The 26,507-nt window shown below is 60.5% G+C and carries 29 protein-coding genes; 2 read left to right on the top strand and 27 right to left on the bottom strand.

Annotated elements, in window-relative coordinates; genetic code table 11:
* Positions 1-57: 57 nt before the first annotated feature.
* Complete coding sequence (gene hemE, locus MKI83_RS13965; RefSeq protein ID WP_241587539.1) at positions 58-1,125, top strand: uroporphyrinogen decarboxylase; 1,068 nt, start codon at positions 58-60, stop codon at positions 1,123-1,125.
* 33 nt (positions 1,126-1,158) lie between these two features.
* On the opposite strand, the gene MKI83_RS13960 is transcribed toward hemE, so the two are convergent.
* The 22 genes from MKI83_RS13960 to MKI83_RS13855 form a co-directional block, all read right to left on the bottom strand.
* Positions 1,159-1,734 carry an Sbal_3080 family lipoprotein gene (locus tag MKI83_RS13960; protein WP_241587537.1) on the bottom strand — a complete coding sequence of 192 codons (576 nt, stop codon included), beginning with the start codon at positions 1,732-1,734 and terminating at the stop codon, positions 1,159-1,161.
* A 79-nt stretch (positions 1,735-1,813) separates the two neighbouring features.
* Positions 1,814-2,143: a c-type cytochrome gene (locus MKI83_RS13955; protein ID WP_241587535.1), complete on the bottom strand. Its 330-nt coding sequence runs from the start codon at positions 2,141-2,143 to the stop codon at positions 1,814-1,816.
* Positions 2,133-2,582, bottom strand: coding sequence for an excinuclease (locus MKI83_RS13950; RefSeq protein ID WP_241587533.1), 450 nt, complete (start codon positions 2,580-2,582; stop codon positions 2,133-2,135). Before MKI83_RS13950 ends, MKI83_RS13955 begins: the two co-directional genes overlap by 11 nt.
* A 28-nt stretch (positions 2,583-2,610) precedes the next feature.
* Positions 2,611-2,994, bottom strand: coding sequence for a DUF4136 domain-containing protein (locus MKI83_RS13945; protein ID WP_241587530.1), 384 nt, complete (start codon positions 2,992-2,994; stop codon positions 2,611-2,613).
* A 33-nt stretch (positions 2,995-3,027) separates the two neighbouring features.
* On the bottom strand, positions 3,028-4,263 hold the full coding sequence (locus MKI83_RS13940) for a beta-ketoacyl-ACP synthase (protein ID WP_241587528.1): 1,236 nt from the start codon (positions 4,261-4,263) through the stop codon (positions 3,028-3,030).
* Positions 4,264-4,992, bottom strand: coding sequence for a 3-oxoacyl-ACP reductase FabG (gene fabG, locus MKI83_RS13935; protein WP_241587525.1), 729 nt, complete (start codon positions 4,990-4,992; stop codon positions 4,264-4,266).
* Positions 4,989-5,456: a hotdog family protein gene (locus MKI83_RS13930; RefSeq protein WP_241587522.1), complete on the bottom strand. Its 468-nt coding sequence runs from the start codon at positions 5,454-5,456 to the stop codon at positions 4,989-4,991. Before MKI83_RS13930 ends, fabG begins: the two co-directional genes overlap by 4 nt.
* Entirely contained in the window at positions 5,449-6,621 is a 1,173-nt protein-coding gene (locus MKI83_RS13925) for a beta-ketoacyl-ACP synthase (RefSeq protein WP_241587520.1), read from the bottom strand. The genes MKI83_RS13930 and MKI83_RS13925 overlap by 8 nt, the downstream gene beginning before the upstream one ends.
* Complete coding sequence (locus MKI83_RS13920; protein ID WP_241587517.1) at positions 6,618-7,142, bottom strand: hypothetical protein; 525 nt, start codon at positions 7,140-7,142, stop codon at positions 6,618-6,620. Before MKI83_RS13920 ends, MKI83_RS13925 begins: the two co-directional genes overlap by 4 nt.
* On the bottom strand, positions 7,127-8,353 hold the full coding sequence (locus tag MKI83_RS13915) for an NAD(P)/FAD-dependent oxidoreductase (protein ID WP_241587515.1): 1,227 nt from the start codon (positions 8,351-8,353) through the stop codon (positions 7,127-7,129). Before MKI83_RS13915 ends, MKI83_RS13920 begins: the two co-directional genes overlap by 16 nt.
* Entirely contained in the window at positions 8,340-10,664 is a 2,325-nt protein-coding gene (locus MKI83_RS13910; protein ID WP_241587512.1) for an MMPL family transporter, read from the bottom strand. The genes MKI83_RS13915 and MKI83_RS13910 overlap by 14 nt, the downstream gene beginning before the upstream one ends.
* Before the next feature lies 1 nt (position 10,665).
* On the bottom strand, positions 10,666-11,286 hold the full coding sequence (locus MKI83_RS13905; RefSeq protein WP_241587510.1) for a LolA family protein: 621 nt from the start codon (positions 11,284-11,286) through the stop codon (positions 10,666-10,668).
* A complete protein-coding gene (locus MKI83_RS13900) occupies positions 11,283-11,720 on the bottom strand; it encodes an acyl-CoA thioesterase (RefSeq protein WP_241587507.1) in 438 nt (145 codons plus the stop codon). Before MKI83_RS13900 ends, MKI83_RS13905 begins: the two co-directional genes overlap by 4 nt.
* The gene (locus tag MKI83_RS13895) at positions 11,713-13,248 is read right to left on the bottom strand and encodes an HAL/PAL/TAL family ammonia-lyase (RefSeq protein WP_241587505.1); all 1,536 of its coding nucleotides are present in this window, start codon (positions 13,246-13,248) and stop codon (positions 11,713-11,715) included. The genes MKI83_RS13900 and MKI83_RS13895 overlap by 8 nt, the downstream gene beginning before the upstream one ends.
* Positions 13,241-14,164: a lysophospholipid acyltransferase family protein gene (locus MKI83_RS13890; protein ID WP_241587503.1), complete on the bottom strand. Its 924-nt coding sequence runs from the start codon at positions 14,162-14,164 to the stop codon at positions 13,241-13,243. The genes MKI83_RS13895 and MKI83_RS13890 overlap by 8 nt, the downstream gene beginning before the upstream one ends.
* Complete coding sequence (locus tag MKI83_RS13885) at positions 14,161-14,904, bottom strand: glycosyltransferase family 2 protein (protein WP_241587501.1); 744 nt, start codon at positions 14,902-14,904, stop codon at positions 14,161-14,163. The genes MKI83_RS13890 and MKI83_RS13885 overlap by 4 nt, the downstream gene beginning before the upstream one ends.
* The gene (locus MKI83_RS13880) at positions 14,897-16,621 is read right to left on the bottom strand and encodes an ApeI family dehydratase (protein ID WP_241587499.1); all 1,725 of its coding nucleotides are present in this window, start codon (positions 16,619-16,621) and stop codon (positions 14,897-14,899) included. The genes MKI83_RS13885 and MKI83_RS13880 overlap by 8 nt, the downstream gene beginning before the upstream one ends.
* Entirely contained in the window at positions 16,618-17,163 is a 546-nt protein-coding gene (locus tag MKI83_RS13875) for a COG4648 family protein (protein WP_241587497.1), read from the bottom strand. The genes MKI83_RS13880 and MKI83_RS13875 overlap by 4 nt, the downstream gene beginning before the upstream one ends.
* Positions 17,160-17,414 (bottom strand): acyl carrier protein, encoded by a 255-nt coding sequence (locus MKI83_RS13870; protein WP_241587495.1) that lies wholly within the window; start codon positions 17,412-17,414, stop codon positions 17,160-17,162. Before MKI83_RS13870 ends, MKI83_RS13875 begins: the two co-directional genes overlap by 4 nt.
* Before the next feature lie 10 nt (positions 17,415-17,424).
* Entirely contained in the window at positions 17,425-17,685 is a 261-nt protein-coding gene (locus tag MKI83_RS13865) for a phosphopantetheine-binding protein (protein ID WP_241587492.1), read from the bottom strand.
* The gene (locus tag MKI83_RS13860; RefSeq protein WP_241587490.1) at positions 17,682-18,452 is read right to left on the bottom strand and encodes a lysophospholipid acyltransferase family protein; all 771 of its coding nucleotides are present in this window, start codon (positions 18,450-18,452) and stop codon (positions 17,682-17,684) included. Before MKI83_RS13860 ends, MKI83_RS13865 begins: the two co-directional genes overlap by 4 nt.
* The gene (locus MKI83_RS13855) at positions 18,449-19,189 is read right to left on the bottom strand and encodes a beta-ketoacyl synthase chain length factor (protein WP_241587487.1); all 741 of its coding nucleotides are present in this window, start codon (positions 19,187-19,189) and stop codon (positions 18,449-18,451) included. Before MKI83_RS13855 ends, MKI83_RS13860 begins: the two co-directional genes overlap by 4 nt.
* Positions 19,190-19,435: 246 nt before the next feature.
* Here MKI83_RS13855 and MKI83_RS13850 point away from each other — a divergent pair, with 246 nt between their 5' ends.
* Positions 19,436-20,209, top strand: coding sequence for a ParA family protein (locus MKI83_RS13850; protein WP_241587484.1), 774 nt, complete (start codon positions 19,436-19,438; stop codon positions 20,207-20,209).
* Between the two features lie 75 nt (positions 20,210-20,284).
* Here MKI83_RS13850 and MKI83_RS13845 read toward each other — a convergent pair whose 3' ends face one another.
* From MKI83_RS13845 to MKI83_RS13825, 5 genes are all read right to left on the bottom strand, one after another.
* The gene (locus MKI83_RS13845) at positions 20,285-21,109 is read right to left on the bottom strand and encodes a universal stress protein (protein WP_241587481.1); all 825 of its coding nucleotides are present in this window, start codon (positions 21,107-21,109) and stop codon (positions 20,285-20,287) included.
* Positions 21,110-21,184: 75 nt separating this feature from the next.
* Positions 21,185-21,625: a YiiD C-terminal domain-containing protein gene (locus MKI83_RS13840; RefSeq protein ID WP_241587478.1), complete on the bottom strand. Its 441-nt coding sequence runs from the start codon at positions 21,623-21,625 to the stop codon at positions 21,185-21,187.
* Positions 21,626-21,673: 48 nt separating this feature from the next.
* Positions 21,674-22,948, bottom strand: a complete 1,275-nt coding sequence (locus MKI83_RS13835; protein ID WP_241587474.1) for a bifunctional O-acetylhomoserine aminocarboxypropyltransferase/cysteine synthase — start codon at positions 22,946-22,948, stop codon at positions 21,674-21,676.
* Positions 22,949-23,106: 158 nt separating this feature from the next.
* Entirely contained in the window at positions 23,107-24,888 is a 1,782-nt protein-coding gene (locus tag MKI83_RS13830; protein ID WP_241587470.1) for an SLC13 family permease, read from the bottom strand.
* 113 nt (positions 24,889-25,001) lie between these two features.
* The gene (locus MKI83_RS13825; RefSeq protein WP_241587468.1) at positions 25,002-26,459 is read right to left on the bottom strand and encodes a protein adenylyltransferase SelO; all 1,458 of its coding nucleotides are present in this window, start codon (positions 26,457-26,459) and stop codon (positions 25,002-25,004) included.
* Positions 26,460-26,507 lie beyond the last annotated feature (48 nt).

Below are 26,507 nucleotides of genomic sequence, written 5' to 3'. Positions count from 1 at the left end.
CCGTGCCTTTTGTTTTGCGCTTTGCGACAATGCGCGCAGTGAATTTTGGGGTGATGTATGTCTGAACTGAAAAACGATCGTTTCTTGCGTGCGCTGCTCAAGCAGCCGGTCGATGTCACGCCAGTGTGGATGATGCGCCAAGCGGGGCGTTATCTGCCGGAATACCGCGCCACGCGGGCTAAAGCAGGCGACTTCATGAGCCTGTGCATGAACCCTGAGCTGGCCTGCGAGGTCACCTTGCAGCCGCTGGAGCGTTACCCGCAAATCGACGCTGCGATTTTGTTTTCGGACATCCTCACCGTGCCTGATGCCATGGGCCAAGGCCTATACTTTGAAACCGGTGAAGGCCCACGTTTCAAAAAGGTGATTAACAGCGCGGCGGATATCGACGCTCTGCCGATCCCTGATCCGGAAAAAGACTTGGGCTACGTGATGGATGCCGTGCGTACCATCCGCCGTGAGCTTAACGGCCGCGTGCCGCTGATCGGCTTCTCCGGTAGCCCCTGGACGCTGGCCACTTACATGGTTGAAGGCGGCTCTAGCAAAGATTTCCGCAAGTCCAAGGCCATGCTCTACAGCGATCCGCAAGCCATGCACGCGCTGCTGGATAAGCTCGCGCAATCGGTTACCGCCTACCTTAACGGGCAAATCAAAGCCGGCGCGCAAGCGGTGCAGATTTTCGATTCGTGGGGCGGCAGCTTATCGGCGGCGGCGTACCAAGAGTTCTCGCTGGCCTATATGCAGAAGATCATCGACGGTTTGATCCGCGAGCACGATGGCCGCACTGTGCCGGTGATCGTGTTCACCAAAGGCGGCGGCTTGTGGTTAGAGTCGATGGCCGACTGCGGCGCACAAGCACTGGGCCTCGACTGGACGTGTGACATCGCCAGTGCTCGCAGCCGCGTGGGCAATAAAGTCGCCCTGCAAGGCAACATGGACCCTAGCGTGCTGTACGCCAAACCCGAGGCGATCCGCGCCGAAGTGGGACGTATTTTGGCCTCTTACGGCCACGGCACCGGTCACGTGTTTAACCTTGGCCACGGCATTACGCCTGAGGTCAATCCAGAGCACGCCAAAGCCTTTTTCGAGGCGGTGCACGAGCTCTCGGCGCCATACCATCAATAAACAACAAGGGCCGCGATTGCGGCCCTTGTTGTTTTACGGTGCGTTCATAATCGCTTTGTAGCGCGCTTGGTATTGCTCATAACTGAGTTTTTCTTGGCGCAACGCCTCTACTTGCTGCTCCTTGCTTAGCCCTGTACTGCTTGTTGGCGTGGGCTGAGCAGGCTGGATGGGTGTTACCAATACACTGCTTTTGCTGAGCAACTGATCCATCACGGGGCTGATCTTGGCTTGAGTGCCTTGCCATTTCATCAGCGAGAAACCGCCTTTGCCGCGTAAGTGGTAATGGGCGTTGGCGACTTCCCGACGTTGTTCGTTGAAAATATGGATTTCCGCCAGCGACACGTAAGGCACGATGTCCCATGTCCGGCGCGCGGTATAGGTGACGACGTACGGGCAGTCGCTGAGTGAGGGGTTATCCACCACTTGAGTGTTAAATCCGTACCGTTGAAAGCCGCTTTGCATCACGCTGACAAAGTCGCTGACCTGCACCTTCGGGTTGTTCTTGATGCACAGCTGTTCAGGGGCGCTGGCCAGTGGTTGCACTTGTACGGCGGTACAGGCGCTTAAAAGAAAAGTGCAGCAAAGGGTGGCGATGGCATGCCGGTTCATGGGCTGTCCTTAGGGTGTTAAAGCCAAGAAAAAGCCGTGCCTAGGCGACCTAGGCACGGCGTCAGCGCGCAGTATTGATTCAGTTGCCGAGCGTGCGAACAAACTTAAGGATGTTCTGTTGCTCATCACTGCTCAGGCTGTCGGCATAGGCGGGCATGACCCCTGGGCCTTGCTTAATCGCTTGAGTGATCTCATCGTCGCTGACGCTGTTCTGCCAGCTAGACTTGCTAAGGTTTTTGGCGAAAAACAGCCAGCCGCGCCACGTATTGGCTTGGCCGGTGCTGCCGTGGCACTTGGCGCAGTGTTGCTGAAACAGTTGCTCGCCTTGCGTGCTGGCATCGGCTACGGCGCTGGCGGGCAGTAGCGCGGCGACGGCCAAGGCGCTTAGCAAGCGGCGCTTACTTAACATTGGCCAGATTTCCTTTTAATGCCGTGCCTGCAACGAAGGCGCCGGCATGGCATTCGAATTGTTTGCTGCTTTTGTATTCTTTGCGCTTATAAAAACTGACGATATCGGTTACCGCGTTGGCCCCGGCAGCTTTGGCCGCATCTTGCAGGGTGATTAAGGCTGACTGCAGCACCCAGCTGCAGGCCTCTTCATCACTTTTGTTAAAGGCATTGGTTTTTTTGTTGGTCACCACTTCGCGCACGATGCTGGCTTTGCCGGGTAGGGTTTCGCCAGTGAGGTAAAACTTAACGCTGCCATCCAGTCGGCCAGCTTGGGTTGCTTCGGCAACAACGCTGTCAAAGTCTAAAAACAACGCGGTATCACGGGCATTAGCGGTTTGTGTGGCGGCTACGGTCAGGGCGCCAACCAGAGCGATGTTGCACAGTTTGAGCGATTTCATTAAACGCATCCTTGTGTTGGGGGGAGGATTAGTTGAGTTGTTGCGCAATCACGGCACGCAGGTTGTTAACCCAGCGGTTGTAATTGCGATGAATCTTGCCTTCTTTGTAGTCCAGCCCAAAGCTGTCGCGGTAGTTAATGCTGAACATAGTGGCTGAATAAGGGATGTCAATCTCGGCGCCGTGCTTGGCGCGCACCACAATCTTGGCCTGAATCAGCTGTGGGCGTTGCGCGGTTACGGTCCAGCCGCGCTGTTCTAGTCCGGTCATAATCGCGTCATGCACTTGCTGCTCGGTCTTGCCGCTATACAGCGCCTCTTGCGGGGTGAGCAGGGGCTTGCTGGTGCAGCCGACCAGCGCGACGGTGATAAAGGCCAAGCAAAGCAGGCGGGTAAAGTGGCGCAGCGTAGACACGTGGAACATCCTTTTCGGTGAGTGACGGGTGAGTTAAGCCCAACGGCGGAAGATTAACGAGGTGTTAACGCCGCCAAAGGCAAAGTTGTTGTTCATGACGTATTCGTTGCTCAGCGTGCGTAGTTCGCCGCGCAGATAATCCAGCTCGCCGCAGCGAGGGTCGATGTTGTGCAAGTTGAGCGTCGGCACATACTGATCGCTATTGAGCATCTCGATGCTGAACCAAGACTCCAGTGCGCCGCAGGCGCCTAAGGTGTGGCCAAGGTAGCTTTTCTGCGAGCTGATGGGCATCTGCGCGCCAAACAGCGTGTGGGTGGCGAGGGTTTCGGCAATGTCGCCTTGCTCGGTCGCGGTGCCGTGACCGTTGACGTAACCAATGGCGCTAGGCGCCAGCGCTGCATCGGCGAGGGCCAACTCCATTGCGCCGCGCATGGTGATTTGCTCGGGGCGCGTGGTGTGCTGGCCGTCAGCGTTACAGCCAAAGCCAACAATCTCGGCATAGATAGTCGCGCCGCGTGCTTGCGCGTGCTCCAGCTCTTCTAATACCAGCATGCCGGCGCCTTCACCGATAACGAGGCCGTCACGCTGGCTGTCGTAGGGGCTTGGGCTGTGGCTTGGGTTGTCGTTTTTCAGGCTGGTGGCGTAGAGCGCGTCAAACACCATGGCCTCGGTCGGGCACAGCTCTTCAGCGCCGCCGGCGAGCATCAGCGGCAGGCGGCCAAACTTGATGGCCTCGTAGGCATAGCCGATCCCTTGGCTACCGCTGGTGCAAGCACTGGAGGTGGGAATCAGGCGGCCTTTGAGACCAAAGAAGATGCTGATATTGGCGGCCGTGGTGTGCGGCATCATGCGCACATAAGAGTTGGCATTGAGCCCATCGGCGGTGCCGTTGATCAGCATGTTGCCAAAGGCTTTGACCTCATCGGTGCTGCCGGTGGATGAGCCGCAGGCCACGCCCATACGGCCATCGCGGATACTGGCGTCGTCGAGCAAGCCGGCGTGCGCCAGCGCTTGCTCAGCGGCGGCGACCGATAAGCGTGACACCCGGCCCATGCTGCGCAGTTGTTTGCGCGTCCAGTGGCTGGGCACTTGGAAATGATCCACCGGGCCGCCAAGGCGGGTGTTTAGCTCGCTGTAGCGATCCCACTCGTGCATATAGCGAATGCCACTTTGTCCAGCGCTGAAGGCGGCGAGGATGCTGCTCCAGTCATTGCCCAAGGCGGTAATGCCGGCCATGCCGGTGACGACGACGCGCTTAAAACTACTCATTCAACACAAACCACCGTTAACCGCCAGCACTTGGCGGGTGATGTAGTCGGCCTCGGCCGACATCAGGAAATTGACCGCACTAGCGACCTCTTCGGCGCGCCCCATGCGAGCGGCAGGGATCATCTTGAGGATCTCATCGATCGGCACATGCTCATCCAGCATGTCGGTCTCGATCAGGCCGGGGGCTACGCAGTTGACGGTGATTTTACGTTTTCCCAGCTCGATGGCTAGGGCTTTGGCGGCACCGATCACACCGGCTTTGGAGGCGCTGTAGTTAACTTGGCCGCGATTGCCGATCAGCCCAGAGACGGAGGTGATGCAGACAATTCGGCCGGCCGCGCGTCGACGAATCATCGGCATGATCAACGGGTGCAGCACGTTATAGAAACCGTCGAGGTTGGTGCGCAATACGCTGTCCCAGTCCTCGCCGGTCAACGCAGGGAAGGCGCCGTCGCGGGTGAGTCCGGCGTTGCATACCACGCCGTAGTAAGCGCCGTGTTGCTCGATATCGGCCTCTAGGGCGGCGGCGCAAGCTTCGCGTTGGCTGACGTCGAATTGCAAAATTTGCGTGCTGCGCCCGAGGGCATGGATGTCAGCGGCGACACGCTCGGCTTCGTCGCGACGACTGCGGCAATGCAGCACGATGTCGTGACCACTGGCGGCAAGACGAAGGGCAATGGCGCGACCAATGCCACGACTGGAGCCGGTGACTAAAACGCGCTGGCTCATGCGGGATCTCCTTGGGGGCTGGCTTCTTGCAGGTATTGCTCAATGTGCGGCGGTTGAAACACATTAAGCCGCGCTTCTAAACAGTAGGTCGCGTTAGACAGGCGACACTCAAAGACGCCCATGCCGTTGTCATCGCGCAGCGATTGCTTGACCTCTAAACCCAGCGGTGTGCCTGCCGGTATGGCGGGGTGCGAGCACTGATACTGGCGGCTGCCGAGCAGAAAGCCGAGCGGTGCTGGGTTGCCTGCTTGGCGCGCATGGCAGCCAGCAAAGGCCGCAATGCCTTGGGCCATGATCTCGATACCGACCCACGCCGGCAGGCTACCGTCTGCCTGATTGAACAGTCCCTTGGCGGCAATGGTGACCGAGGCCTTCAGGCTTTCGTGGTCGAACGCAACGACGTGGTCGAGCAAAATCATTTCGCCGGCATGCGGCAGTAATTCATGGATGGGCCAGTCAAGCATCGGTCGCTCCTAAAATCAGGCACGCATTGTTGCCGCCAAAGGCAAAGGAGTTGCTCAGCAGGCGTGGTGCTAGGGCTGGGGCTAAGCGTGTGTCGTGATCGACCAGGGTCAGCGTCGGCAGCGCCGGGTCTGCGTTGCCATCCCAGCGGTGCGGAGGTAGGCGTCTTTCTGGGTTGTAGCTTGAGAGGCTGAGCCAGCAGAACGCGGCTTCTAACGCGCCGGCGGCGCCGAGCGTGTGACCGGTTAATGGCTTGGTCGATGAGCACGGCACGCGGCCGCCAAACACCTCGGCCACGGCGAGACTTTCCATCGCGTCATTGTGGGGCGTGGCGGTGCCGTGCAGGTTGATGTAGTGAATCTGTGCCGGGGTTAATTGGGCGCTGGCTAAGGCGCCGCGCATGGCCGCGACTGCACCAGCGCCGCTGGGGTCTGGCGCTGACATATGGTGCGCATCGCTGCTGGCGGCGGCGCCTAATAATGCGATGGGCCCGGGCTCGCGCGTCATCAAGAAGACCGCGGCTGCCTCACCGATATTGATGCCGTTGCGCTGCTGCGACAGCGGCAAACACGGGACTTGGCTGATGGCTTCTAAGGCATCAAAGCCATTGAGCGTCAGGTGGCAGAGCGAGTCGACACCGCCGCAGATCACCGCATCGCACAGCCCGCTTTGCAGCAAACGCTGCGCGCTGAGGAGCGCCCGCGCGCCGGAGGTACAGGCGGTGGAAATCACCGTCACCGGCCCTTGCAAGCCGAGCCACTGTTCTAGCCAGCGGCTACAGGAACTCAGCTCTTGTGCGAGGTAGGCTTGCGCGGCGGACTGGCCTTCGCGGATGGCTAGGCCACCCTCCAGAATGCCGGCGGTGCTGGTGCCCAGCACAAGGCCGACACGCGTGGCACCGTAGCGACTAAGGGCTTGTTTTATCGCCGGCAAAATCGGTTGCAGTGCGTGGTGCAGTAAGCGATTGCAGCGGTTATCAAAGGCGCTGACGCTGGCCGGCAACGGTGCCAGCGCCACGGTTACGGCGCCCACCGGCACGGTTTTGTCGGCAATCCAGTGGCTTTGTGGTTGCAGGCCGCTGTCGCCGTTAAACAGGGCGCGGCTGACGCCCTCAAGGGTGTCGCCTAACGGGCAGACGAGGCCGAGCGCATTGAGGTAACTGGTCATGGTTGCGCCTCAGCGGCGGCGCCCAAGGGTTGCAGTTCGAAGCGCTGCTGGTTGGCCAAGCGCAGGCTAAAGGTGCCGTTGGCATGGTAGTCGACTTGCCAACGGCACTGCTGCGCTTGGGTTAGGCAGCGGGTGTTATCCACTTCGCGCGCTTGCGGGTAGTCCTCTGCTAAGCGGTGGCGGGGCTTGAGGGCAAACAGCACCGCGGCAAATAACTCACGACTATCGGTGAGCTTGAACGGCGGCAATAACCCTTCGCGCTGCCACTGTCCTTGCGTGAGCAGCATGCGTTCGCGCGGCATGCCCAGCGGGTCGAAGAGTGACCACTGCGAGCCTTGCGCGTGCGGTTGGATGACCAGCAGCAGCAAGCGTTTTAGCCCATTGCTGGGGGTGTGCTCCACTAACAGCTGCTGCGGCAAGACCAGGCTTTTGGTGTCGCTCAGGGGCTGCGATGGCGTGCTGCTACACCCGCCAAGCACAAGGCTTAGCAGGGCGCAGGCGAAGGTCAGTCTAAGGCGCATAACTCACTCACGACGCGCAGTCGGCGTTTGGCTTGGGCGACAAAGGGGTTGCTGCTGTCCCAAGCGTAACCCGCCAGAATCGAGCAAATCATCCGCTTCACCTCGGCGTTGCGATCACTCTGGAAAATCACGTTTTGGAAACTGCCGTCATACCAGCCTTCGACATAGGCGCGGAAGGTGTCGACGCCGAGCATCAGCGGCTTGCTGAATTCGGCATCCCAGTCCACGGCTTGGCCTTGTAGTTGGCGATGGACCAGCCCTGCGGCAAGGCTGGCCGAGTGCATGGCGATGGTGACACCGGAGGAAAATACCGGGTCTAAGAACTCCGCCGCATTGCCCAATAAAGCGAAATTTTGCCCGTGCAGCGCTTTAACGTTGGCCGAGTAACCGGCTTGGCGGTTGACCGGAGTGTCCCACTGGGCATTGCCGAGAATGCGTTTCAGCATGGGCACGTCGGTGGTGAGTTGGCGCAGGCAGGTGGCCAGGTCGCTGGGGCGATCGTGATAGAAGCTTTCTTCGGCGACCACGCCAATCGAGCTGCGGCCGTTGCTGAATGGAATCAGCCAAAACCACACTCCGCGGTGTTCGGGGTGAATACTGATGAGGATCTTGTTGCGGTCAAAGTGCGCGTCGTCGATGCGGTCTTCGATGTGGGTAAACAAGGCGCAGCGGCTGGGGAAGGCTGAGGGCGTTTCTAAATCCAGCAGACGCGGCAGCACCCGGCCGTAGCCGCTGCCGTCTAAAACAAAGCGTGCGCTTACGTTGTATTGCGCGCCATCTTCGCGTTGCACGGTCAGCTGTGGCTGCGCCGAACTGAAGTCGGCCTGCACTAAGGTTTCGCCATAGCGAATCTCGACGCCTTGGGCGCTGGCTTGGTCGGCGAGCAGTTGGTCAAAGTCGGCCCGCTGCACTTGAAAGGTGCTGTTGCGACCGGGGCTGAATTTGTCGCCAAAATCAAAGTCGGTGTATTGCTCATGCCAAGTGAACGCGGCGCCGTTCTTGTACTGAAATCCGGCCGCTTCGACCGCTGGCAGCATGCCCGCTTCGGCGACGAAGTCTAGGCAGTGGGTGAGCAAGCTTTCGCCAATGCTAAAGCGTGGGAAGTGCTGGCGCTCAATCACCAGCACATCATGCCCTTGGCGTTTTAATAAGGCAGCCGCAATAGCGCCGGATGGGCCTGCGCCAATAACAACGACTTCACGTTCTTCCATGATGACTCCGAGCGGTGGGTGGGCTAGCCAGTGGGGCCAGCAATAACGACAAACTAATCCCGAGGGCCAAGCACAGGCCAAAGCTGCTAATGGCCGGCGTGTTACTCAAGGCCAACAGACCAAACGATAACAAGGTGGTCAGCGCTTGCAGGCACAAGCCACAGGCGGTGGCGAGGCTATGTTGCTGCTGCAAGAAGATGGCGTAATCGACCCCTACCGCGAGCACCAGCAGCAAGGCAAAGACGCTGAACAGAGTCAGCGGTACTTGTAGTAATCCCAGTAGGCTCACGGTGAGCAGCAGGGCCAGCGCCGGCACCACAGCCAGACGCAGCGCCAAGCGATAGCCGCAGCGCAGGCACAGCAAGGCGAGCATTAAACCTGCTGCGAGCAGGACCAGCCATAGGGCCTGCTGGCGCGCGCTGAGCAGTTGCGTTTGCACATCGCCGAGGGGGTTGATCAGGCGTACGCCCGGCAGGGACGGCAGCGCGTGTAGTAGCTGACTGTCTTGCAGTTGATTGAGGCTGACGATGCTGCGCCATGTGCCGTTTTGTTCGCCCAGCCACAGCGTTTGATAAGGCTGGCCCAGCGGGCTTTGCAGCCAATCTGCCAGCGACAACACGGGCAGGGCCGCAAGCTCATGCAGCGTGCTTTGCAGTAGCGCGGGGCTTACGCCCAAGGCTTGCCAGTGCGGGGTGTCCAGCGGTGTTTGCGCCAGTTGCTGGAGGCGCAATTGCAGCGCGGTTTGTTGTGCCGGGCTGTTGTAGCGCTCGGCAATGCTGAGCACCGCGCCTAGCTGCTTGGCTTGTTGTAGTGGCTTGAGGGCTTCGAGCAAGGCGCGTTCGCGCTGCAGCAGTTGTTCCAGATCATCGGCTTCCAGCAGGAAGAACTGGCTGGTGGGACGTTGTCCGCTGATGTCGGCAAAGGCTTGTTCTTGCTCAAGCAGCGCCGCAGGGCTGCTGATCCACTGCTTAAGCCCTTCACTCCACGTGATTTGCGGCAGCCCGAACGCGGCCAACAACATCACCAGCAGTAACGCGCTGCGCGGCCAGCGCCAGTTAAGCCAGCGGCTAGCGCTGTGCTGCAAAAGTGCCGGCGCAGGGTGGGCAGGCAGGGCGCGAATAAGCTTGGGGAGCACACAGATCACACAACCAAAGGCCGCCATTAAGCCGGCTGCGGAAAACACCGCCACTTGCTGCAGCGCCGGAAAGGGCGCGGCGCTTAAGGCCAGATAGCCCAGCACGCTGGTCAGCAGGCCGAGGGTCAGGCTGGGTAGCAGTTGTTGCAGCGCCTGTTCGGGATGCCAGCTACCCGGCTGCCAACGCTTGGCCAGCACATGTAGCGGGTAGTCGATGGCCACACCAATCAGACTGCAGCCCAGTACCAACGTGAGCACGTGTACGCTGCTGAACAGGCACAGGCTGACCAAGACACCGGCGAGCATACCTGTGCAGACCGGCAGCAAGGCGCTGAGCGCCCGCGCGCTGCGAAAGCTCAAGCACAGTAGCAGCACAATACCGAGCAGGCCGCCGCCGCCGACGAGGTTAATTTCGCGCTGAGCCTGCGTTTGCGCCGCCGCCGCATGCAGCAGTCCGCTACTGGCCAGCAGGCTAAAGCCTTGGGCCTGTAACGTGCGTTGGCTGTCGCTGAGCAGGTTGGCGATCTGCTGTGGGGTGTCGAGGGCAAAGGCGTCGCTCAGGCTTTGCGCGCGAATCAGTAACCATTGCTGGCCGTGGGCATGGCGCTCCAGCGTGCCGCGGGTGGCCTGCCAGGTCAGTGCGCTAGCACTGGCCGCGTTGGCGCTGATCAGGCTGGCAAAGCCAAGCCAGTCCTCTTGCGGGGGCAACAGGTCTGGGCGAAAAGGGTCGAGCAGGCGTGCGCTGCGGCCATCAATAAAACGCGCCGCGTCGTCGTTTAATTGCGCTTGTGCCGCCAGCGGCAGGCTGGCGATGCGCGCCTGTTTTAGGCTTTGCCGGACTTGCGCTAAGTCTTGCTGGAACTGCCACTCGACGCTGACAAATAAGCCGCTGCGCTGCCATGTTTGGCTCAGTTGCGCCGCCGCGCGCGGCAGTTGGTCGGCGTCGGGGTGGCCAAGCAAGAGCCACAAATCACGGTGCAAGGTGCTTTGAATCTGGGTGATCGCCTGTTGCTCGGCGGCGCTGTGGCTTTGCTGCGGTAGCAGCTCAAGCAAGTTGGCGGACAATTTGGCCTCGCGCAGTCCGCTTAGCAGCGCCAGTGCAGGCAGCAGCAACAGCAGCACAAGACCCAAGCCCGCCGCGCGCTGCACGATGGTGAACGAGGCCAAGAGCCGCATGTTAAGGCACCAACGCCCGACGCTCGCTGTCGCTAAGCGGCTGATTGGGTTGCTGCTGGCTGAACAACAACTCACTGCGATCGCCTTGGCTTTCTAGCAGGGTGACTTGTTGAATCTCGTTGCCGCCGCTGACCACGATGTGTTGAAACACTTGCTTGAGTAGCAGGCTGCGCGGCTGCAGCGTCAGCTGCCATTGCTCGCGGTTGCCGTGTAATTGGCTGTCGAACAGCGGGGTGAGCTGTTGGTGATCGCCTTGCAACAAGCTCAAAAACAGGCGGGTGAATTGTGCGCTGGCGGCGTTGTCGGCCACGGCCAGCCATTGTCCGTCTTGCTGCTGGGCCAAGCCGCTTTGGTTGAGGCGTAAATCCAGTTGCCACGGCTGTTCAATCAGCCAAAGCAAGCCGAGTTCGCGGTCCATCACAAAGCGACCTTGGCTTTGCAGTGGTTGTGCTAAGCCCGGCAGAAAGCGGCGCTGAATAAACTGGCCATGTAAGCGCTCGCTTTGCTGCAGTTGCTGGCTTAGGGCGGGCAAATCAAAGCTGCTGTTAGCCTCGTTGGCGCGTGCGCCAAGGCTGGCCAGCACGGCGAGACTCAGGGCAACAATCAGCGCGCGGCGCTTCATGGCGCGGGGTGTCCCAGCGCCGCCTCGACCGCAGCGACAAAGGCCGCCGGTGAGACCAGTTGCATTTCGTGGCTGTTGATATCGACCGCCACTTGCACGGTGCTGGCGCGGGTGAGGCGCTCGCCGCTGTTGGCGTCACTGATCAGGTAGTGCAGTTTGAGGCGGTTTTCCCACTCGATGAGGTCGGCGCGTACCCGAATTTTCTGCCCGAAGCGTGCGGGTTTGGCGTAGCGCAGCTGCATGTCGACAATCGGCCAAGCGAAGCCAGCCTCGACCATCGTGAGGTAGCCGTAGTTGAGCTTGTCGAGCAGGGCGCAGCGGGCTTGCTCAAGGTATTTCACGTAGTGGCCGTGCCAAACCACGGTCATCATGTCGACGTCGAAAAATGGCACTTCCAGCTCGATTTCAACGTGCAGCGGGCCTTGGCTACGCATACAAGCTCCAGTATTGCTGGCTGATCTGCAGGAGCAGTTGGCGCAGTTCGGCTTCCAGCGCGCGGTCTTCGATCAGTGGCGGATAATCGGCGCACAGTTGTTGGTAGGTGCTCGCCAGTGCCGGCGTGAGTTGCTCCAGCTCGCCGGCTTGCTCGCGCAGCCATAACCCTTGGCGCGCGGCCAGTAAGGTGGCGGCGGCAACTTGCTCGCTGAGGCTAAGCACGCGCAGCGCATCACGCGCGGCAATCGTGCCCATGCTGACTTTGTCTTGGTTGTGGCACTCGGTCGAGCGCGAGAACACGCTGGCGGGCATGGTGTGCTTGAGGGCTTCGGCAGTCCAAGCGCTGGCACCGATTTGCACCGCTTTAAAACCGTGGTTGAGCATCGCGCGCTCGCCAGGAGCCCCCGAGAGGTTGCTCGGTAGGCCATGGTTGTAGCGGGTGTCTACCATCAACGCCAGTTGGCGGTCGAGCAGGTCGGCAACGTTGGCGACCAAGGTTTTTAAGCTGTCCATGGCAAAGGCGATATGCCCGCCGTAGAAGTGGCCGCCGTGCAGCACGCGCTCTTGCTCGGGGTCGATGATGGGGTTGTCGTTGGCGCTGTTGAGCTCGGTTTCAATCAGCTGCCGCAAAAACGGCAAGCTGTCGGCCAGCACGCCCAGCACATGCGGCGCACAGCGTAGCGAGTAGCGGTCTTGTAGACGGTGCAGCGGCGCTTGTGGGCCTTCGATGGCTAGATCAGCCCGCAGCCAAGCGGCGACTTGGTTTTGCCCCGGGTGAGGCTTGACCGCGAACAGGCGCTCATCAAAGTGCTGCGGGTTGCCCTGCAGCGCCAGCACATTCATCGCGGTAATGCGGGTAGCCAGTTGCAACAAGTACTGCGCGCGGTCGAAGGCGAGGCAGGCGAGGGCGGTCATCACCGCGGTGCCGTTCATCAGGGCCAAGCCTTCTTTGGGCTTGAGCGGCAAAGGCTGACGTTGGATGCTGGCTAACGCTTGGGTCGCGCTCATGCGCTGCTCGCCGAACAGCACCTCACGTTCACCGGCCAAGGCGGCGGCAACATAACTGAGTGGCGTCAGATCACCGCTGGCGCCGACGGAGCCTTCTTCAGGGATCAACGGCAGAATGTTGTGTTGCAGCAGGCCGTGCAGTTGCTCGAGCAGCTCATAACGCACGCCAGATACGCCGCGACACAGCGACTGTAAGCGCACCGCCAGCACCGCGCGGGTGGCTTCGGGGCTTAGCAGCTGGCCTAAACCGCAGCCGTGAAAGGTGTACAGATGACGCGGCAACTCATCCACGTGCTCGGGCGGAATGGCCACCACGCAGGAGTCACCGTAGCCTGTGGTGACCCCATAAATCACCCCTTCGCGCGCCAGCAGTTGCTCAAGAAAACGCGCGCCGGAGCGAATGCGCTCGACGTACGCGGGGTCTTGCTCCAGCTGGCTGCTACGGGTTTGCCGAGCGAGGGCGACGATGTCTTCAATGCACAGTGCGCGATCGCCGAAGACTAGGCTGGCGTCAGTCATGAGAGCTCCAGAACGGGTAAAAATTAAACCACTGCAGCGGCGCTTGTAAGCAATAGTGCTCAAGGCGCTGGGCATAGCGTTGCGCGTGTTCGGCAATCACCGCTTCGCGGGTGCTGCGCTTCCACTGAATGCGCTCGCTAAACGCCTCAAGATGCACGGCAAAACCGCGTGGCTGTTTGAGGCAAAACAACAGATACACCGGACATTGCAGCAAGCCGGCCAGCAAGTAGGGGCCTTGCGGGAAAGGCGCTGGGTGCTTGAGAAAGTCGACGTTCACGGTACGGCCGCCGTGCACGGGGATGCGGTCGCCGACAATCACCACCCACTCGCCACGGGCCAAGCGCTCGCTCAGCATCATCATGGTGTCGGGGCCGACTTCGGTGACTTGGATCAGGTTCAAATGGCGCGCGCCGCTGTCGCTTAACAGCTGATTAAATTGCGCGGCATGCTTGGTGTGCACGAGCACATTGAGCGGCACACGGTCGGTCAGTTCGGCCATGGCGCGACAGACTTCTAAGTTGCCCAGATGCGAGCCAATCAGCAGCACGCCTTGGCCGCTGGCGTGTAAACGCGGGATGAGCTCAGGGTCGTTAAAACTCAGTTGCGCGCGCGTTAGCTTGCCTTGCCAGGCATCGAGCTTGTCCAGCAGCGCGTCGGCAAACTGCATAAAGTGGCGAAACTGGGTGCGCAGCGTGGGCGCCCAATCGGGCCGTTGGGCAAAGGTCGCCAGCCGCGCTTGATACTGGCGGCTGCTTTGTCGCGCTTGGCGGCCAAAGATAAAGAAATACAACACGATCAGGTGCAGCACGGGGCTAATGACCGCGCGGCCCAGATGTTTGGCACACCACGCGAGCAAGCGCATAAGGATCAGCGCGCCGCGTTCTTTTTCCTGCGCCCAGGTTTGCGTTTGGCTCATGTGCGGCCTCGTTGGCGGCGCTGTTGTAACAGGCGCGGCAGGCGTAACAACATGCCGAAAAATAGCCGGGCGTGCATGCGCGAGATCAGCCAGTTGTCTTGCCAAAGGCGGAAGTGCGACAGGCCGTCGGCGGGGTAGGTGACGCGGGTTTCCAGCCACTGCATGGCTTGGCCGCGCCAATGCAAGCGCACCAATATTTCCGGGTCGAAGTCCATCCGTTGACCGAGCTTGGCTTGGTTGAGCAGGGCGACCACCGGTTGCAGCGGATAGAGGCGGAAGCCGCACATGGAGTCGCGAATGCTCAGCGACAGGGTGTTGATCCACACCCAGACATGGGTCAGATAGCGCCCGTACAAGCGTCCTTTGGGGATGCTGGCGTCGTAAGCGGGATAGCCGCAAATTAGGGCGTGCGGGTTGTGTTGGCCGGCGGCGAGAAAGCGCGCGACGTCATCCAGACAATGCTGGCCATCGGCATCGACCTGCAGCGCGTGGCTAAAGCCCAGTTGGTGCGCGTGCCACAGTCCCGCCGTGACGGCGCCGCCTTTGCCCAGGTTGTGCGCAAGGCAGACCAGATGCACGTCGCTTGCCTCGGCGAGACGCTGCATAACTGCGTGGCAGCTCGCGCTGGAGGCGTCATCCACCAGCACGCAGGGCAAGCCTTGGGCGCGCAGCTGCGCCACCACCGCCGGTAGGGGCTCTTCGTGGTTAAACACGGGAATAACCGCACAAGGCTTAAACATGCGCGACCTCGATGCGAATGCGTCCGCTCGAGCAGGCTTCATCGTTGTGTCGCAGGCTAAAGTGCAGCTTTTGCTTGGCTTGATCAAAGCGCAGGGATAGCTGCGGGCGATCGCCGGGGCGTAATAGGCGTTGGAACTTGATCACTTCCATGCCGGCATACTCACCCTTAAGGTCGAGCAGTTGCCGTGCCAAAGCAATGGCCCAGTCGATTTGCAGCACGCCCGGCACAATGGGCGTGCCCGGGAAGTGCCCTGAAAAGTGCGCCAAATCCAGCGGGATCAACAGCTCGCAGAGCAGGTTGTCACCCTCGACGCGCTGGCTGATCAGCTCGGGTTGGCGCGCACGTTCGGCGTTGAGCAGTTGTTCGATGTGCTGTTGGCTCAGCTTGCCTTGGCTGTTGAACGGCAGCTGTTGCAGCAATCGCCAGCGTCTGGGCAGTGCCAGATTTTCGCAATAGCCGCGTAAATGCGTGCGCAGGGTTTGCGTGACGTGCTGACGACCCTGATTGCGCAAGGCAAAGACCCCGGCCGCGTTGAGCGCAATCACCGCGCCTAAGTGGGCTCGGCCTTGCTGCAGTAAGCCTAAGCGGGCATCGCTGACCCACGGGTGGCTTTCCAGTCGCTGTTCGAGCGCCGGTAGGGCGATGCGTTTTTCTTCCAGTTTGACGATGCGATCCAGGCGGCCTAACAAGCGCATGCCCTGCGCGGTCAGCTCGACGGCGTCGGCGGTATGCTCGCAGTGTCCCGCCGGTAAAAAGGCGGAGCGTACTTGCAGGGCGCCGCTGGCATCTTGGCTTAGCTCGACGCTGGGCAAGGGCTGCCAGTGGTCACTGGCTTGTCGCCACGCCACGCCGCCGGTTTCTGAGCTGCCATAAATTTCGATCGGCGCGTGCGTCAACCACTGGGCAATCTGCGCACTGGCGGCTGCCGGCAGCGGGCCGCCGGAGGAAAACACGGCGCGCATGGTCTGACGAAGGCCTGCCCACTCCAGATGCTCGGGCAGGCGTTTGAGCAGGGCGGGGCTGGCGACCCATGCGCAGCGTGTGCTGCGCTGGGCTTGGTGCAGTACGTCTTCGGGGTAGCCCAATTGCTCGCGACCGAAGGTACGGCCAGCCGCCAGTGGCCATAGCAGGCGGAACAATAAGCCGTAGAGGTGCTGGGTCGAGACGCTGCCGAGGATGTGGGCGTCGTGTAGCGCCTCACCCCAGAGGCTTTCCAGCGCGCACAGCTCAGCGTTCAGTTGCGCGAGTGTTTTGCCGATGCGTTTGGCCGCTCCGGTGGAGCCGGAAGTGCAGACCCACAACAAGGGCACCGTGTCGTTCAGCTGGCGAGCAGCAAGGCCCTGCGTTTGTTCGGCGATCAGCGTGTGCGGGGCGGTAAAGTGCGCTAAGTCACTGTCGCCCAACCAAAGCTCAACGTGATCGGCCAATGCGCTGTAGCTGGCCGGCTGCAAGTCTGCCGGTAAATACACCGCAATGTCGGCTTGCCAAGCACCGAGTAGGCAGGTGGCGAGCGTAGCGCTGTCGCGGCAATGCACAGCGATGTGTTGGATGTTGCGGGCTTTTAATGCCGCCGCTAAGCGCCCCGCGTCATGGCACAGCTGGGCGTGATTCAGCAGGGCGTGATTCAGCAAGGCATGGTTCAGCGCCGGTGCCAGGGTGATCTGGCGGGAGGCGTCGGGGCTAAGCAGTAGCGCGGGTAAGTCAATCCAGCTCATGCGTGGCTCCGCACACGTTGACGTATCAGCCACTCGACGGCCATCAAAGTGCCCATCAGCAGGTAGGCGATCAGGCCGTTGTACAGCGTCCACCAATGCCACGGGGCATACAGGCTCAGCAGTAATGCAGTGCTGCCATTGATGACGAAAAAGCCCAGCCACACCTGTGTCACGCGTCGAGTGTAGTGCACGCCGGACGCCGGTAAATCAGGCTCTTGCAGGCGTGCCAGACGCTCAATGATCGGCATGCCGTGGTGCAAACTGGCCCAGAACACCAGTCCTAAGACGGCATTGATCAGTACGGGGTACAAGCGCAGCACGCTTTGCTCGTTGCTCAACACTAATACCGCACAAAACAGCAGGGTTGCCGCCAACAGCGGCGCGCGACCAGGCTTGGCGGGTTCCAGCCATAAGCGCCACAGCCACAGGCATGCCAGCAGCAAGGCAAACCAGCGCGGTGAGATGTGCTCCAAGCCAAAATACACGGCAAACGGATACAACAAGCCCACCAGCACCAGCAGGATGCTGGTCAGCTTTTTCATGCGTCGCTGTTGAGGGTGCGGAACACCGCGTCGACGACATCATCCACCGTGCGCACGGTTTTGAAGTCGTCGGCGGCAATTTTCTTGCCGGTTTTACGCTTGATGTGATCGATGAGATCGACGGCGTCGATGCTGTCAATTTCAAGGTCTTCGTACAGATTGGCTTCGCCAGTCACCGCCTCGGGCTCTAGCTCGAACAGTTCGACGAGGGCGTCACGCAGGGTATTAAAAACATCTTCACGGCTTTGCATGAGCGGCTCCTTAAGCGGTCTGATGGCTATTAATGAAAGCGGCCAGTTTGGCGACGTTGGCAAAGTGCTCGCGGGTGTCTTTGGATTCGGCGTCTAGCTTGATGCCGTAGCGCTTTTGAATAGCCAAGCCCAGTTCGAGCGCATCGACCGAGTCGAGCCCTAGGCCATCGCCAAACAAGGCTTGCTGGCTATCGATGTCGTTGGCGCTCATGTCTTCCAGACCCAGCGCATCGATGATGAGGTTTTTAATGTCCAGTTCCAGTTGGCTCATACGGCGAGCTCCTGCGTGTATTGCTGATGCAGCTGTTGATTGAGTTGGCGCGAGGCAAGGGGTGCGCTGCGGCCTGCGAGGTATTCTTGTGGGCGAAGGTCTTCACCGACGCGCAGTCGATAGTGCATGCGGCGGTACGGAATGCGGTACCACGGCTCGGCTTTGGTCAGCGTACTGGGGTTCACGCTGATGTACACCGGGGTGATCACCCGTGCGCCGCGTAAAGCGATGGCCGCTGCGCCACGATGAAAGGTGGGCGGCAGGCCCGGGGTGGTGCGCGTGCCTTCGGGGAAGATAATCAGTGACTGCCCATCGCGCAGGGTTTGCGCGGCGTCCTCCAGCATCTCGGCACTGCCGTTGTTGCTGATGTAGGCACAGGCGCGAATCGGGCCGCGCATGCTGGGGTTGCGCCACAGGCTGTCTTTGACCACGCAGCCGGTATCGCGCATATGCGCAATCAGAAACACCACATCCAGCAACGAGGGGTGGTTGGCGATGATCAGCTGCCCCGGTTGGCCTAAGCGCTCAGCGCCGTCGATATCAAACGTCAGTACGCCTAAGGCGCGCATAAAACGGATGAACCACATAAACAAGGCGCTGACCGTGGCGCGCGCCCGCGTGCGGCGCTCGAGTGCGCTGCCAGGCAATAAGCGTTGCACCGGAAAAACCACCAGCAGCAGTAATACGCCGCCAAGGCCGAAGACGGTAAAGCTCAGGCCTGTGGCGAACAGGCGCCAATAATAGGCATCGTGTTTGGGCTGTTTCATGCTTGTTGCCAGTGCCAGGTGCGCTGTGGTGTTGCGTGTAGCCACTGGGTATGGCTGCGCAGAAAGTGTTTAAGCCAGCTCAGCGGGTGGGCAATGGCTGTGCTGGGGTCGTTGCTGGGCGCTTGCCAGTCCAGCGTAAATTGCTCGCCGCGCGATAAACGCAGGCCCAGCGCGTAAGAAAAGGGCACGTCGTCGATGGCGGGTTGATAGCAGGCCGCGGGTGCTTCTTCGGCAACAATGAGCAGTACTTGTGGGTGTTGCTGCAACAGCAGGCAGGCTTCAATGAAGGCCTGCTCAAAGCCATCGCTGGCGCCGGCAAGGGCCGTCATCTCGGCGGTTTCGCCGCGCAGAATCGACCACTGACCAATAATCGCGTTATGTACCGATAAGCCAAATTGCGTGGGCGATAGCGGCTGTTGCGCGGCCAATTGGTTGAGTAGCTCGGCCGTGCGCCCAGTTTCGCCGTGGCGTGATAAAAACACTAACGGTAGCGAGCCTTGCGCTTGCGCCAGTGGCCAGCCGACGCAAAAACTCATGCGGGCTAAAGGGCTGAGGCGCCGCCGCTGCATGGCCGGTAAAAAACTAACATCGGGGGTGGTGTCGCTGTTGTCTACCGCGCGCTGGTCGAGAGCCCACGCTTGCCAGTCAGTGTGGCTTGTGAGCCCCGGGGCCCAAGCTTGCCAGTCGGCGATAGAGAAATGCAGCACGATAACCTGCCTGTCCTGCGGGACTTCCATGTGGTGACTTAAAGAAAGGCGGTACTGACGATGCTCCGGTCAGTGCGCGGGGCGCGCATGATATCACCCAGCTTTTGTGAGGAAAACAACCCAATCGGCTGTGGTTCGCTAGGCGCTCAGGCTTGTGGATGAACGGTAATTCAGGCTTTGCCGCTGGGCTGGAGCTGTATTTTGCCGTGGACTAACGCCCAAGCACTGGTTATGGTCGCCAGCAGTGGAGAGGCCTAGGGGGTCAAGGAGAAGCTTATGCGTCGCGTGGTATTTAATCAGAAGGGCGGTGTGGGTAAGTCGAGCATTACGTGTAACTTGGCGGCGGTCAGTGCGCAGCAGGGTTACCGCACCTTGGTGGTGGATTTAGATGCGCAGGCCAACACGACGCATTACCTCACCGGCTTGCTGGGCGATGACGTGCCAGTGGGCATGGCTGACTACTTCAAGCAGCTGTTGTCGTCGGGGCCGTTTAGCAAGAAGGCGACCGCGCAAGTGCATGAAACCCAGTTTGAAAACTTGCACATTATTACCGCCTCGCCAGAGCTGGCCGAGTTACAGCCCAAGCTTGAGGCCAAGCACAAGATCAACAAGCTGCGTAAATTGCTGGAAAACCTAAGCAAAGATTACGAGCGTATTTATATCGACACACCGCCGGCGCTGAACTTTTACACCGTGTCTGCGCTGATTGCCTCTGATCGCTGCTTGATTCCGTTTGATTGCGATAGCTTCTCGCGCCAAGCCTTGTACAGCTTGCTGCACGAGCTGGAAGACTTAAAAGAAGACCATAACGAAGGCCTTGAGGTAGAAGGCATCGTGGTCAACCAGTTCCAGCCGCGCGCCAGTCTGCCACAACAGTTGCTGGATGAGCTGGTCGCCGAGGACTTGCCGGTGCTGCCGATTCACTTGAGCAGTTCGGTGAAAATGCGCGAGTCGCATCAGCTGTGCAAGCCGCTGATTTACCTCGACCCACGGCATAAGCTGACCCAGCAATTTGTGGCTCTGCACGATCACCTAGAGGCGGGCGCGTAAGCACGAGCTGATCGGCCAATAAAAAAGGCGCCGTTACACGTTGTGTACGGCGCCTTTTGGCTTGTTAGGGCAGGCTTATTTGCACACCAGCAAATCGCACGGCGGGTGACGCAGGTAGTGCTGGGTCAAGCTGCCGAGCAGTGCTTGCGAGATCACCCCGCGGCCGTGGCTGCCCAGGGCCAGCAGTTGGCTGTGACGGGTGTAGATGCTTTCGTCCAGTGCGTTGGCAATGCCGCCTTGGCGCACTTCGCTGTGAATGGTCGGGCCGTCGGCGCCGAGCCGCTCCTGCTCATCACTGACCAGTTGGGCGATCATTTGCTCTTGGGTGGCAATCATCTTTTCGGTGCTGCGCGGGCGACCCAAAAAGCCTGAGGCAGGCAAGTCAAACACGTGCATGGCATAGATGTCGGCATCGCTGGGCATCAGGTCGTACAGGTTGCCCAGCGCATGCGTGGCACAGAGCGAGAAGTCCAGGGCGATGCTGCCGCGTTGATACGGTTGGCCGTCACTGTTCTTCACCACCAGCACGGGCAGGGCACTTTGCCGCACGACGCGTTCGAGGGTGGTACCAATAAACATTTCGGGGCTTTTTTGGTGGTGCAGACCAATCACGATCAGGTCGGTCTCGCCTTCGTGGCTGCGCTCTAAGATGGTTTCCGCCACGCGGCCCGACTCGATACTCAGGCGCGTGTCGGTGGGCGCGCCAGTGCGGCGCAGGCTTTCGTCGAGCGCGCGTTGAGCGGCTTCTTTGGCGGAGGCCATCACCGCAGGCGGCAAATGCCCCTGAATAACGTGCAGCACATGCAGCTCGGCATCATGCTGGCGACTGAGCTGCACCGCGCGCAGCAGAGCGGCGTCGGCTTCGTGGCTAAGGTCGTGAACGATCATCAGGGAACGCATAGCTAACTCCTGTGTGCGGTGTGCGTTAAGTATGGCGCAGTCTAGGTGACAGACCGTTGACCTGCGGCAAAAGGGTTATTGGCCAATTTTCCGTAGCTGATATTGCCCGTGACTGAGGGCGACAGTCTGCCCTTGGCTGTCGACTAACGCCAAGTCTAAGTTGTAAGCAGATTTGCCGTGCGCGCGGGCCTGGGCCTCAATGCGTTCGATCTCGGCGTCGCTGAGCTTAGCGCACACGCGGATATCGCCATGGGCGGGGCGCTTAAAGTCCAGGTTCATGGCTTTTAGCACCGGGTAAAACTGGCGGGTGTCGAAGCTGGTAAGAAACAGCGCACCGCCTGGAATTTCCGCCAAGGTAAACAAGGCGCCGGCATACATGCAGCCGATATGGTTTTGATTACCTTCGGCGGGGGCGAGCAGCTCAACGTGGCCGCGCTCTAGCACTTCAGCGGTGAGACCCATGCGCTTAACGAAATCGATCTTGTCTTCGAGTAGACCTTTTAAAACCGGGTTCATGCAGACTCCAAACCCGCGCAGTGGTTGCGCGGGGGTAATAAGCGTGAATTAAGCGCTGGCGCTCAGGGCCTGCTCAAGGTCGGCGAGAATGTCGTCGATGTGCTCGATGCCGATCGACAGGCGCACCATGTCGGCACTGACACCGGCGCGCGCCAGTTCTTCTGCGTTGAGCTGACGGTGGGTGGTGCTGGCGGGGTGGCAGGCCAGCGATTTGGCGTCGCCGATGTTGACCAAGCGCACGACTAACTGCAGTGCGTCGATAAAGCGCGCGCCAGCGGCGCTGCCGCCTTTGATGCCGAAGCTCAGAATCGCCGCCGGCGAGCCGCCCATGTAGCGCTTAGCGAGGGCGTGGTCGGGGTTGTCTGGCAAACCGGCGTAGCTGATCCACTCCACCTGAGCATGCTGCTGTAGGTATTCGGCGACCTTTTGCGCGTTTTCGCAGTGGCGCTCCATGCGCAGCGGCAAGGTTTCTAAGCCTTGCAGAATCAAAAAGGCGTTAAACGGCGACAAGGCCGCGCCCATGTTGCGCAGTGGCACCACGCGGCAGCGCCCGATAAACGCAGCTGGGCCAAAGGCCTCGGTGTAGACCACGCCGTGGTAGGAGGCATCCGGCGTATTAAAGTGCGGGAAGCGTTCTTGGTGCTCGGCCCACGGGAACTTGCCGGAATCGACGACCATGCCGCCGATGCTGGTGCCGTGACCGTTGATGTATTTGGTCAGCGAGTGCACCACGATGTCGGCGCCGTGTTCAAACGGGCGGCACAAGGCCGGCGTGGCCACGGTGTTGTCGACGATCACCGGCACGCCTTGCGCATGCGCCATGTCGGCCAGCGCGGCGAGATCGGTGATGTTGCCGGCGGGATTGCCGATGGACTCGCAGAACACCGCGCGGGTGTTGGCGTCGATCAGTTTGGCCATGCCGGCGATGTCGTCATGGGCGGCGAAGCGCACCTCAATGCCGTAGCGCGGCAGGGTGTGGGCGAACAGGTTGTAGGTGCCGCCGTAGAGCTTGCTGCTGGCGATAATGTTATCGCCGGCTTGTGCGAGGGTGAGGATGGCGTAGGTGATCGCCGCCATGCCAGAGGCCACGGCCAGCGCGCCAACCCCGCCTTCAAGCGCGGTGATGCGCTGTTCCAGCACGTCGTTGGTCGGGTTCATGATGCGGGTGTAGATATTGCCCGGCACCTTCAAGTCAAACAGGTCAGCGCCGTGCTGGGTGCTGTCAAAGGCATACGAAGCGGTCTGGTAAATCGGCACCGCGACGGCTTTGGTACTCGGATCAGGGCTGTAGCCTGCGTGGATGGCCTGTGTTTCACGCTTCATGGGTTCCCTCCGGGGACGCTGACCAATAAAGCACCGAGCATGGCCGACTGCGCGTGACGGTTCAATATATCTAAAGGGCAGTGACCCGATTGGCACGCGTAAAGGCGCATGCGCCTTGTTGGGCAAAGCCTGCGCCGTTAACCGCTGTCAGCAGTCAGCTAGAAGGGGAAAAACACCGGGATCACCAGCATGCCGACGACCCACATCAGCAGGTTCATCGGGCCGCCGACCTTCATGAAGTCGGTAAAGCGGTAGCCACCGGCGTTGTAGACAAAGGTGTTGGTTTGGTAGCCAATCGGCGTGGCAAAGCTGGCGCTGGCGGCGAACATTACCGCGACCACAAACGGCATAGGGCTTACGCCTAAGGTTTGCGCCAAGCTAATGCCGATCGGTGCAATCAGCACGGCCACCGCGTTGTTCGACAGCACTTCGGTCAGTGCTGAGGTCATGAAGTAGATAAACGCCAGCATGATCAGCGGATGCGCGGTGGGAGTTACCGCCATGACCGCATCGACAATCACTTGGATCAGGCCGACTTGTTCCATGGCAATACTGACCGCGAGCATGCCGAAGATCAGGCCGAGAATCTTCCACTCCACCGCTTTGTAGGCGTCTTCGACATCCAAGCAGCGGGTGGCCAGCACGGCGGAGGCGGCAATCATGGCCAAGCCTTCAATCGGCATGACTTTAAACGCGGCCAGCACCATCACCGACAGGGTGGCGATGATCGCAATTGGCGCTTTGTCGCGGCGATAGGCGCGCTCTTGCACGGTGTTGAGGCTGATCAGTTCGCCGTTGTCGGCAAAGCGTTTGATTTGTGCGGGCGTGCCTTCGAGCAGCATGACATCGCCAAACTGCAGCTCAAACTCGTCAAGGTTGCCTTGAATGTTTTCATCTTGGCGATGCACGGCCAGCACGTGAATGCCGTAGCGCGCGGTTAAGTCGAGGTCGCGCATGGGGCGATGGCTGTAGCGGGAGTTGCGCCCCACGATGGCCTCGGCCAGCACTACGTCGCGGGTGCTGATGGTTTCGAACGCTTCGCTGCGGTTGAACTCCAGCAGGCCGCTTTCGCGAAGCTCCACCACGTCTTGGCGGGTGGTGTGCAGTACTAACTGGTCGCCGGCGCGCAGGGTGGTGGTGTGGTCGGGTTCGGTGAGTACCTCGTCGCCCCGAAAAATCTTCAACACTTTAAGGCCCGAGCCGCCGTTTAAGCTGGCGTCACTGATGCTTTTGCCGACCACCGGCGAGCCCGCTGGCACCAGCAGTTCGCTCATAAAGGTGCGACCGGTGTGGGCGCGCAACGTGCGGGAGAACGGCTCGCGCTCGGGCAGTAGTTTGTGGCCGATGGTGAGCATGAACACAAAGCCGACCACGGCTAAGACAAGCCCTGGCAGGGTGATGGCGAACATGCCGATCGGCTCGAGGCCGGCGTTGCGCGCGACGCCGTCGACCAAGATGTTAGTGGAGGTGCCGACCAGCGTTAACGTGCCGCCGAGAATGGTGGCGTACGACAGTGGGATCAACAGCTTGGACGGTACGGTGCCAGCGCGGGCGGCCAAGGCAATGGCCACCGGCGTCATGATGGCGACTACTGGCGTGTTGTTAATGAAGGCCGAGACCAGCATGGCGGTGGCCATCAGACCGGCCAAGGCTTTCAGCGGGCTGCCACCGACTAGCTGGCTCAGCCATGCGCCGAGCGCATCCACACAGCCGGTGCGTTCTAACGCGGCGGAGAGAATAAACATGCAGGCGATGGTGATCGGTGCCGGGTTGGACAGCACACTCAATACTTGCTCGGCGCTGAGCACTTGCGCGATCAGCAGCACGGCGACGGCGATCCCGGCCACCACGTCGGGGCTCCAGGTTTCGCGCACAAAGGCCACCAAAACGGCGACCAACACCGCGGCTACCAACAGCAGAGAGAATGTTTCGCCGAGCATTGCGTCCTCGAACGGGCAAGGTTTTCTACGGCGGCCACAATAAATAAGTCGCGCTTAGAATGTCCAAGACCATTTTATGAAATTTATATTCTTTAAAGGAATATGGGCTGGACTTATGACGAGCAGCTGATGTGCATTCTTTTCAGTGCTTCCGCCGGAGGCGCCGCCAGATCGGCGCAGTTTGTTTGCGCGGTGAACGGTTGGCTCAATACCTCGTGTAAGCGTCGTAGCGGGGCGAAGTCATCGTGCTCGGCGGCGGTAATGGCCTCCTGCGCTAAGTGATTGCGCAGGACGTACAGTGGATTCACCGCACGCATGGCTTGCTGGCGTTCGGCGTCGCTGCGCGTCTCGTGCTGTAGACGCGCGTGGTAGGTGCTGAGCCAAGTGCGTGCGCCGACTAAATCGGCAAAGTCATCGGCGACCTGCTGCAGTTGTTCGCAGGGCGTATCGCTGAGACGGCGGTGGCTTAAGTGAAAGTCGGCTCGACTCCGCGTCAGCAGGGCCAGCCAGTCGACGACCAGTGTGTCATCGCCGTCGCGTTCGCAGGTTAAGCCGAGGCGCTGACGCATCAGATGTTGGAAATGGGCCTGTTGCAGCGGGGCAAACAAGGCGTGTATCTCCCGCAGCTGCTCGACCGCCACTAAGGGCGTGAGGGCTTGTGCTAGAGCAGCGAGGTTCCATTGGGCAATGTCGACTTGGCGGTTAAAGGCATAGCGGCCGTGATCGTCGGAGGCATTGCAGATGTAGCCCGGTTCATAGTCATCGAGAAAGGCGTAGGGGCCAAAATCGAAGGTTTGTCCGCACAGGGCCATGTTGTCGGTGTTCATCACGCCGTGACAAAAGCCGTAGGCTTGCCAGTGCGCGATGAGGCCGGCGGTGCGCTCGACCACGCTGCGGTACAGGGCCGCGTAAGGCTGCGGGTCGGTCAGGCAGTCGGCAAAGTGCTGCTGGAGGGCGTAGTCGGCGAGCTGGCGCAGCAAGTCGAATTGTTGGCGGTAATAAAAAATCTCGAAATGGCCAAAGCGCAGATGACTGGGTGCCAGGCGCATTAAGGTGGCGCCGCGTTCTAAGTGCTCCCGTTGCACCCGAGTGTTGGAGCTGACCACGGCCAAAGCGCGGGTGGTGGGGATGTTCAGCGCGGCTAAATATTCGCTGGCGAGAAACTCGCGAATCGATGAGCGCAGCACCGCACGGCCATCGCCCATGCGCGAGTAAGGGGTCAAACCGGCCCCCTTGAGGTGCAAGTCCCACGACTCGCCGCGGCGGTTGCGCACTTGTCCGAGCAGCAAGCCACGGCCGTCACCCAGTTGCGGGTTGTAACCGCCGAATTGGTGGCCGGCGTAAAGCATGGCTAGCGGGTCGCTGCCGGCCCAGCGCTGCTGGCCTGCGCACACGGTGACCAGCGCGGGGTCATCGACGGTGTTGGCCGGTAAATCCAGCAAGGCCAGCGCGCTGGCGCTGGCGATAGCCAAGCGCGGCTCGCTTAAGGGGGTGGGTTCAAGACGGGTGTAAAACGCCGGGTCGAGCCGTGCGAAATGGTTGTCGAAAGATAACGCTGCCCAAGCACTCATTGGCTGACCTTGTAAAAAACTAACCCGAGCATTTTGCTCGGGTTAGTG

It is taken from the genome of Atopomonas sediminilitoris, assembly GCF_022601735.1.
Lineage (GTDB): Bacteria > Pseudomonadota > Gammaproteobacteria > Pseudomonadales > Pseudomonadaceae > Atopomonas > Atopomonas sediminilitoris.
The sequence above is the reverse complement of the archived record's forward strand: the minus strand, read 5'-3'. Positions and strand labels throughout refer to the sequence as shown.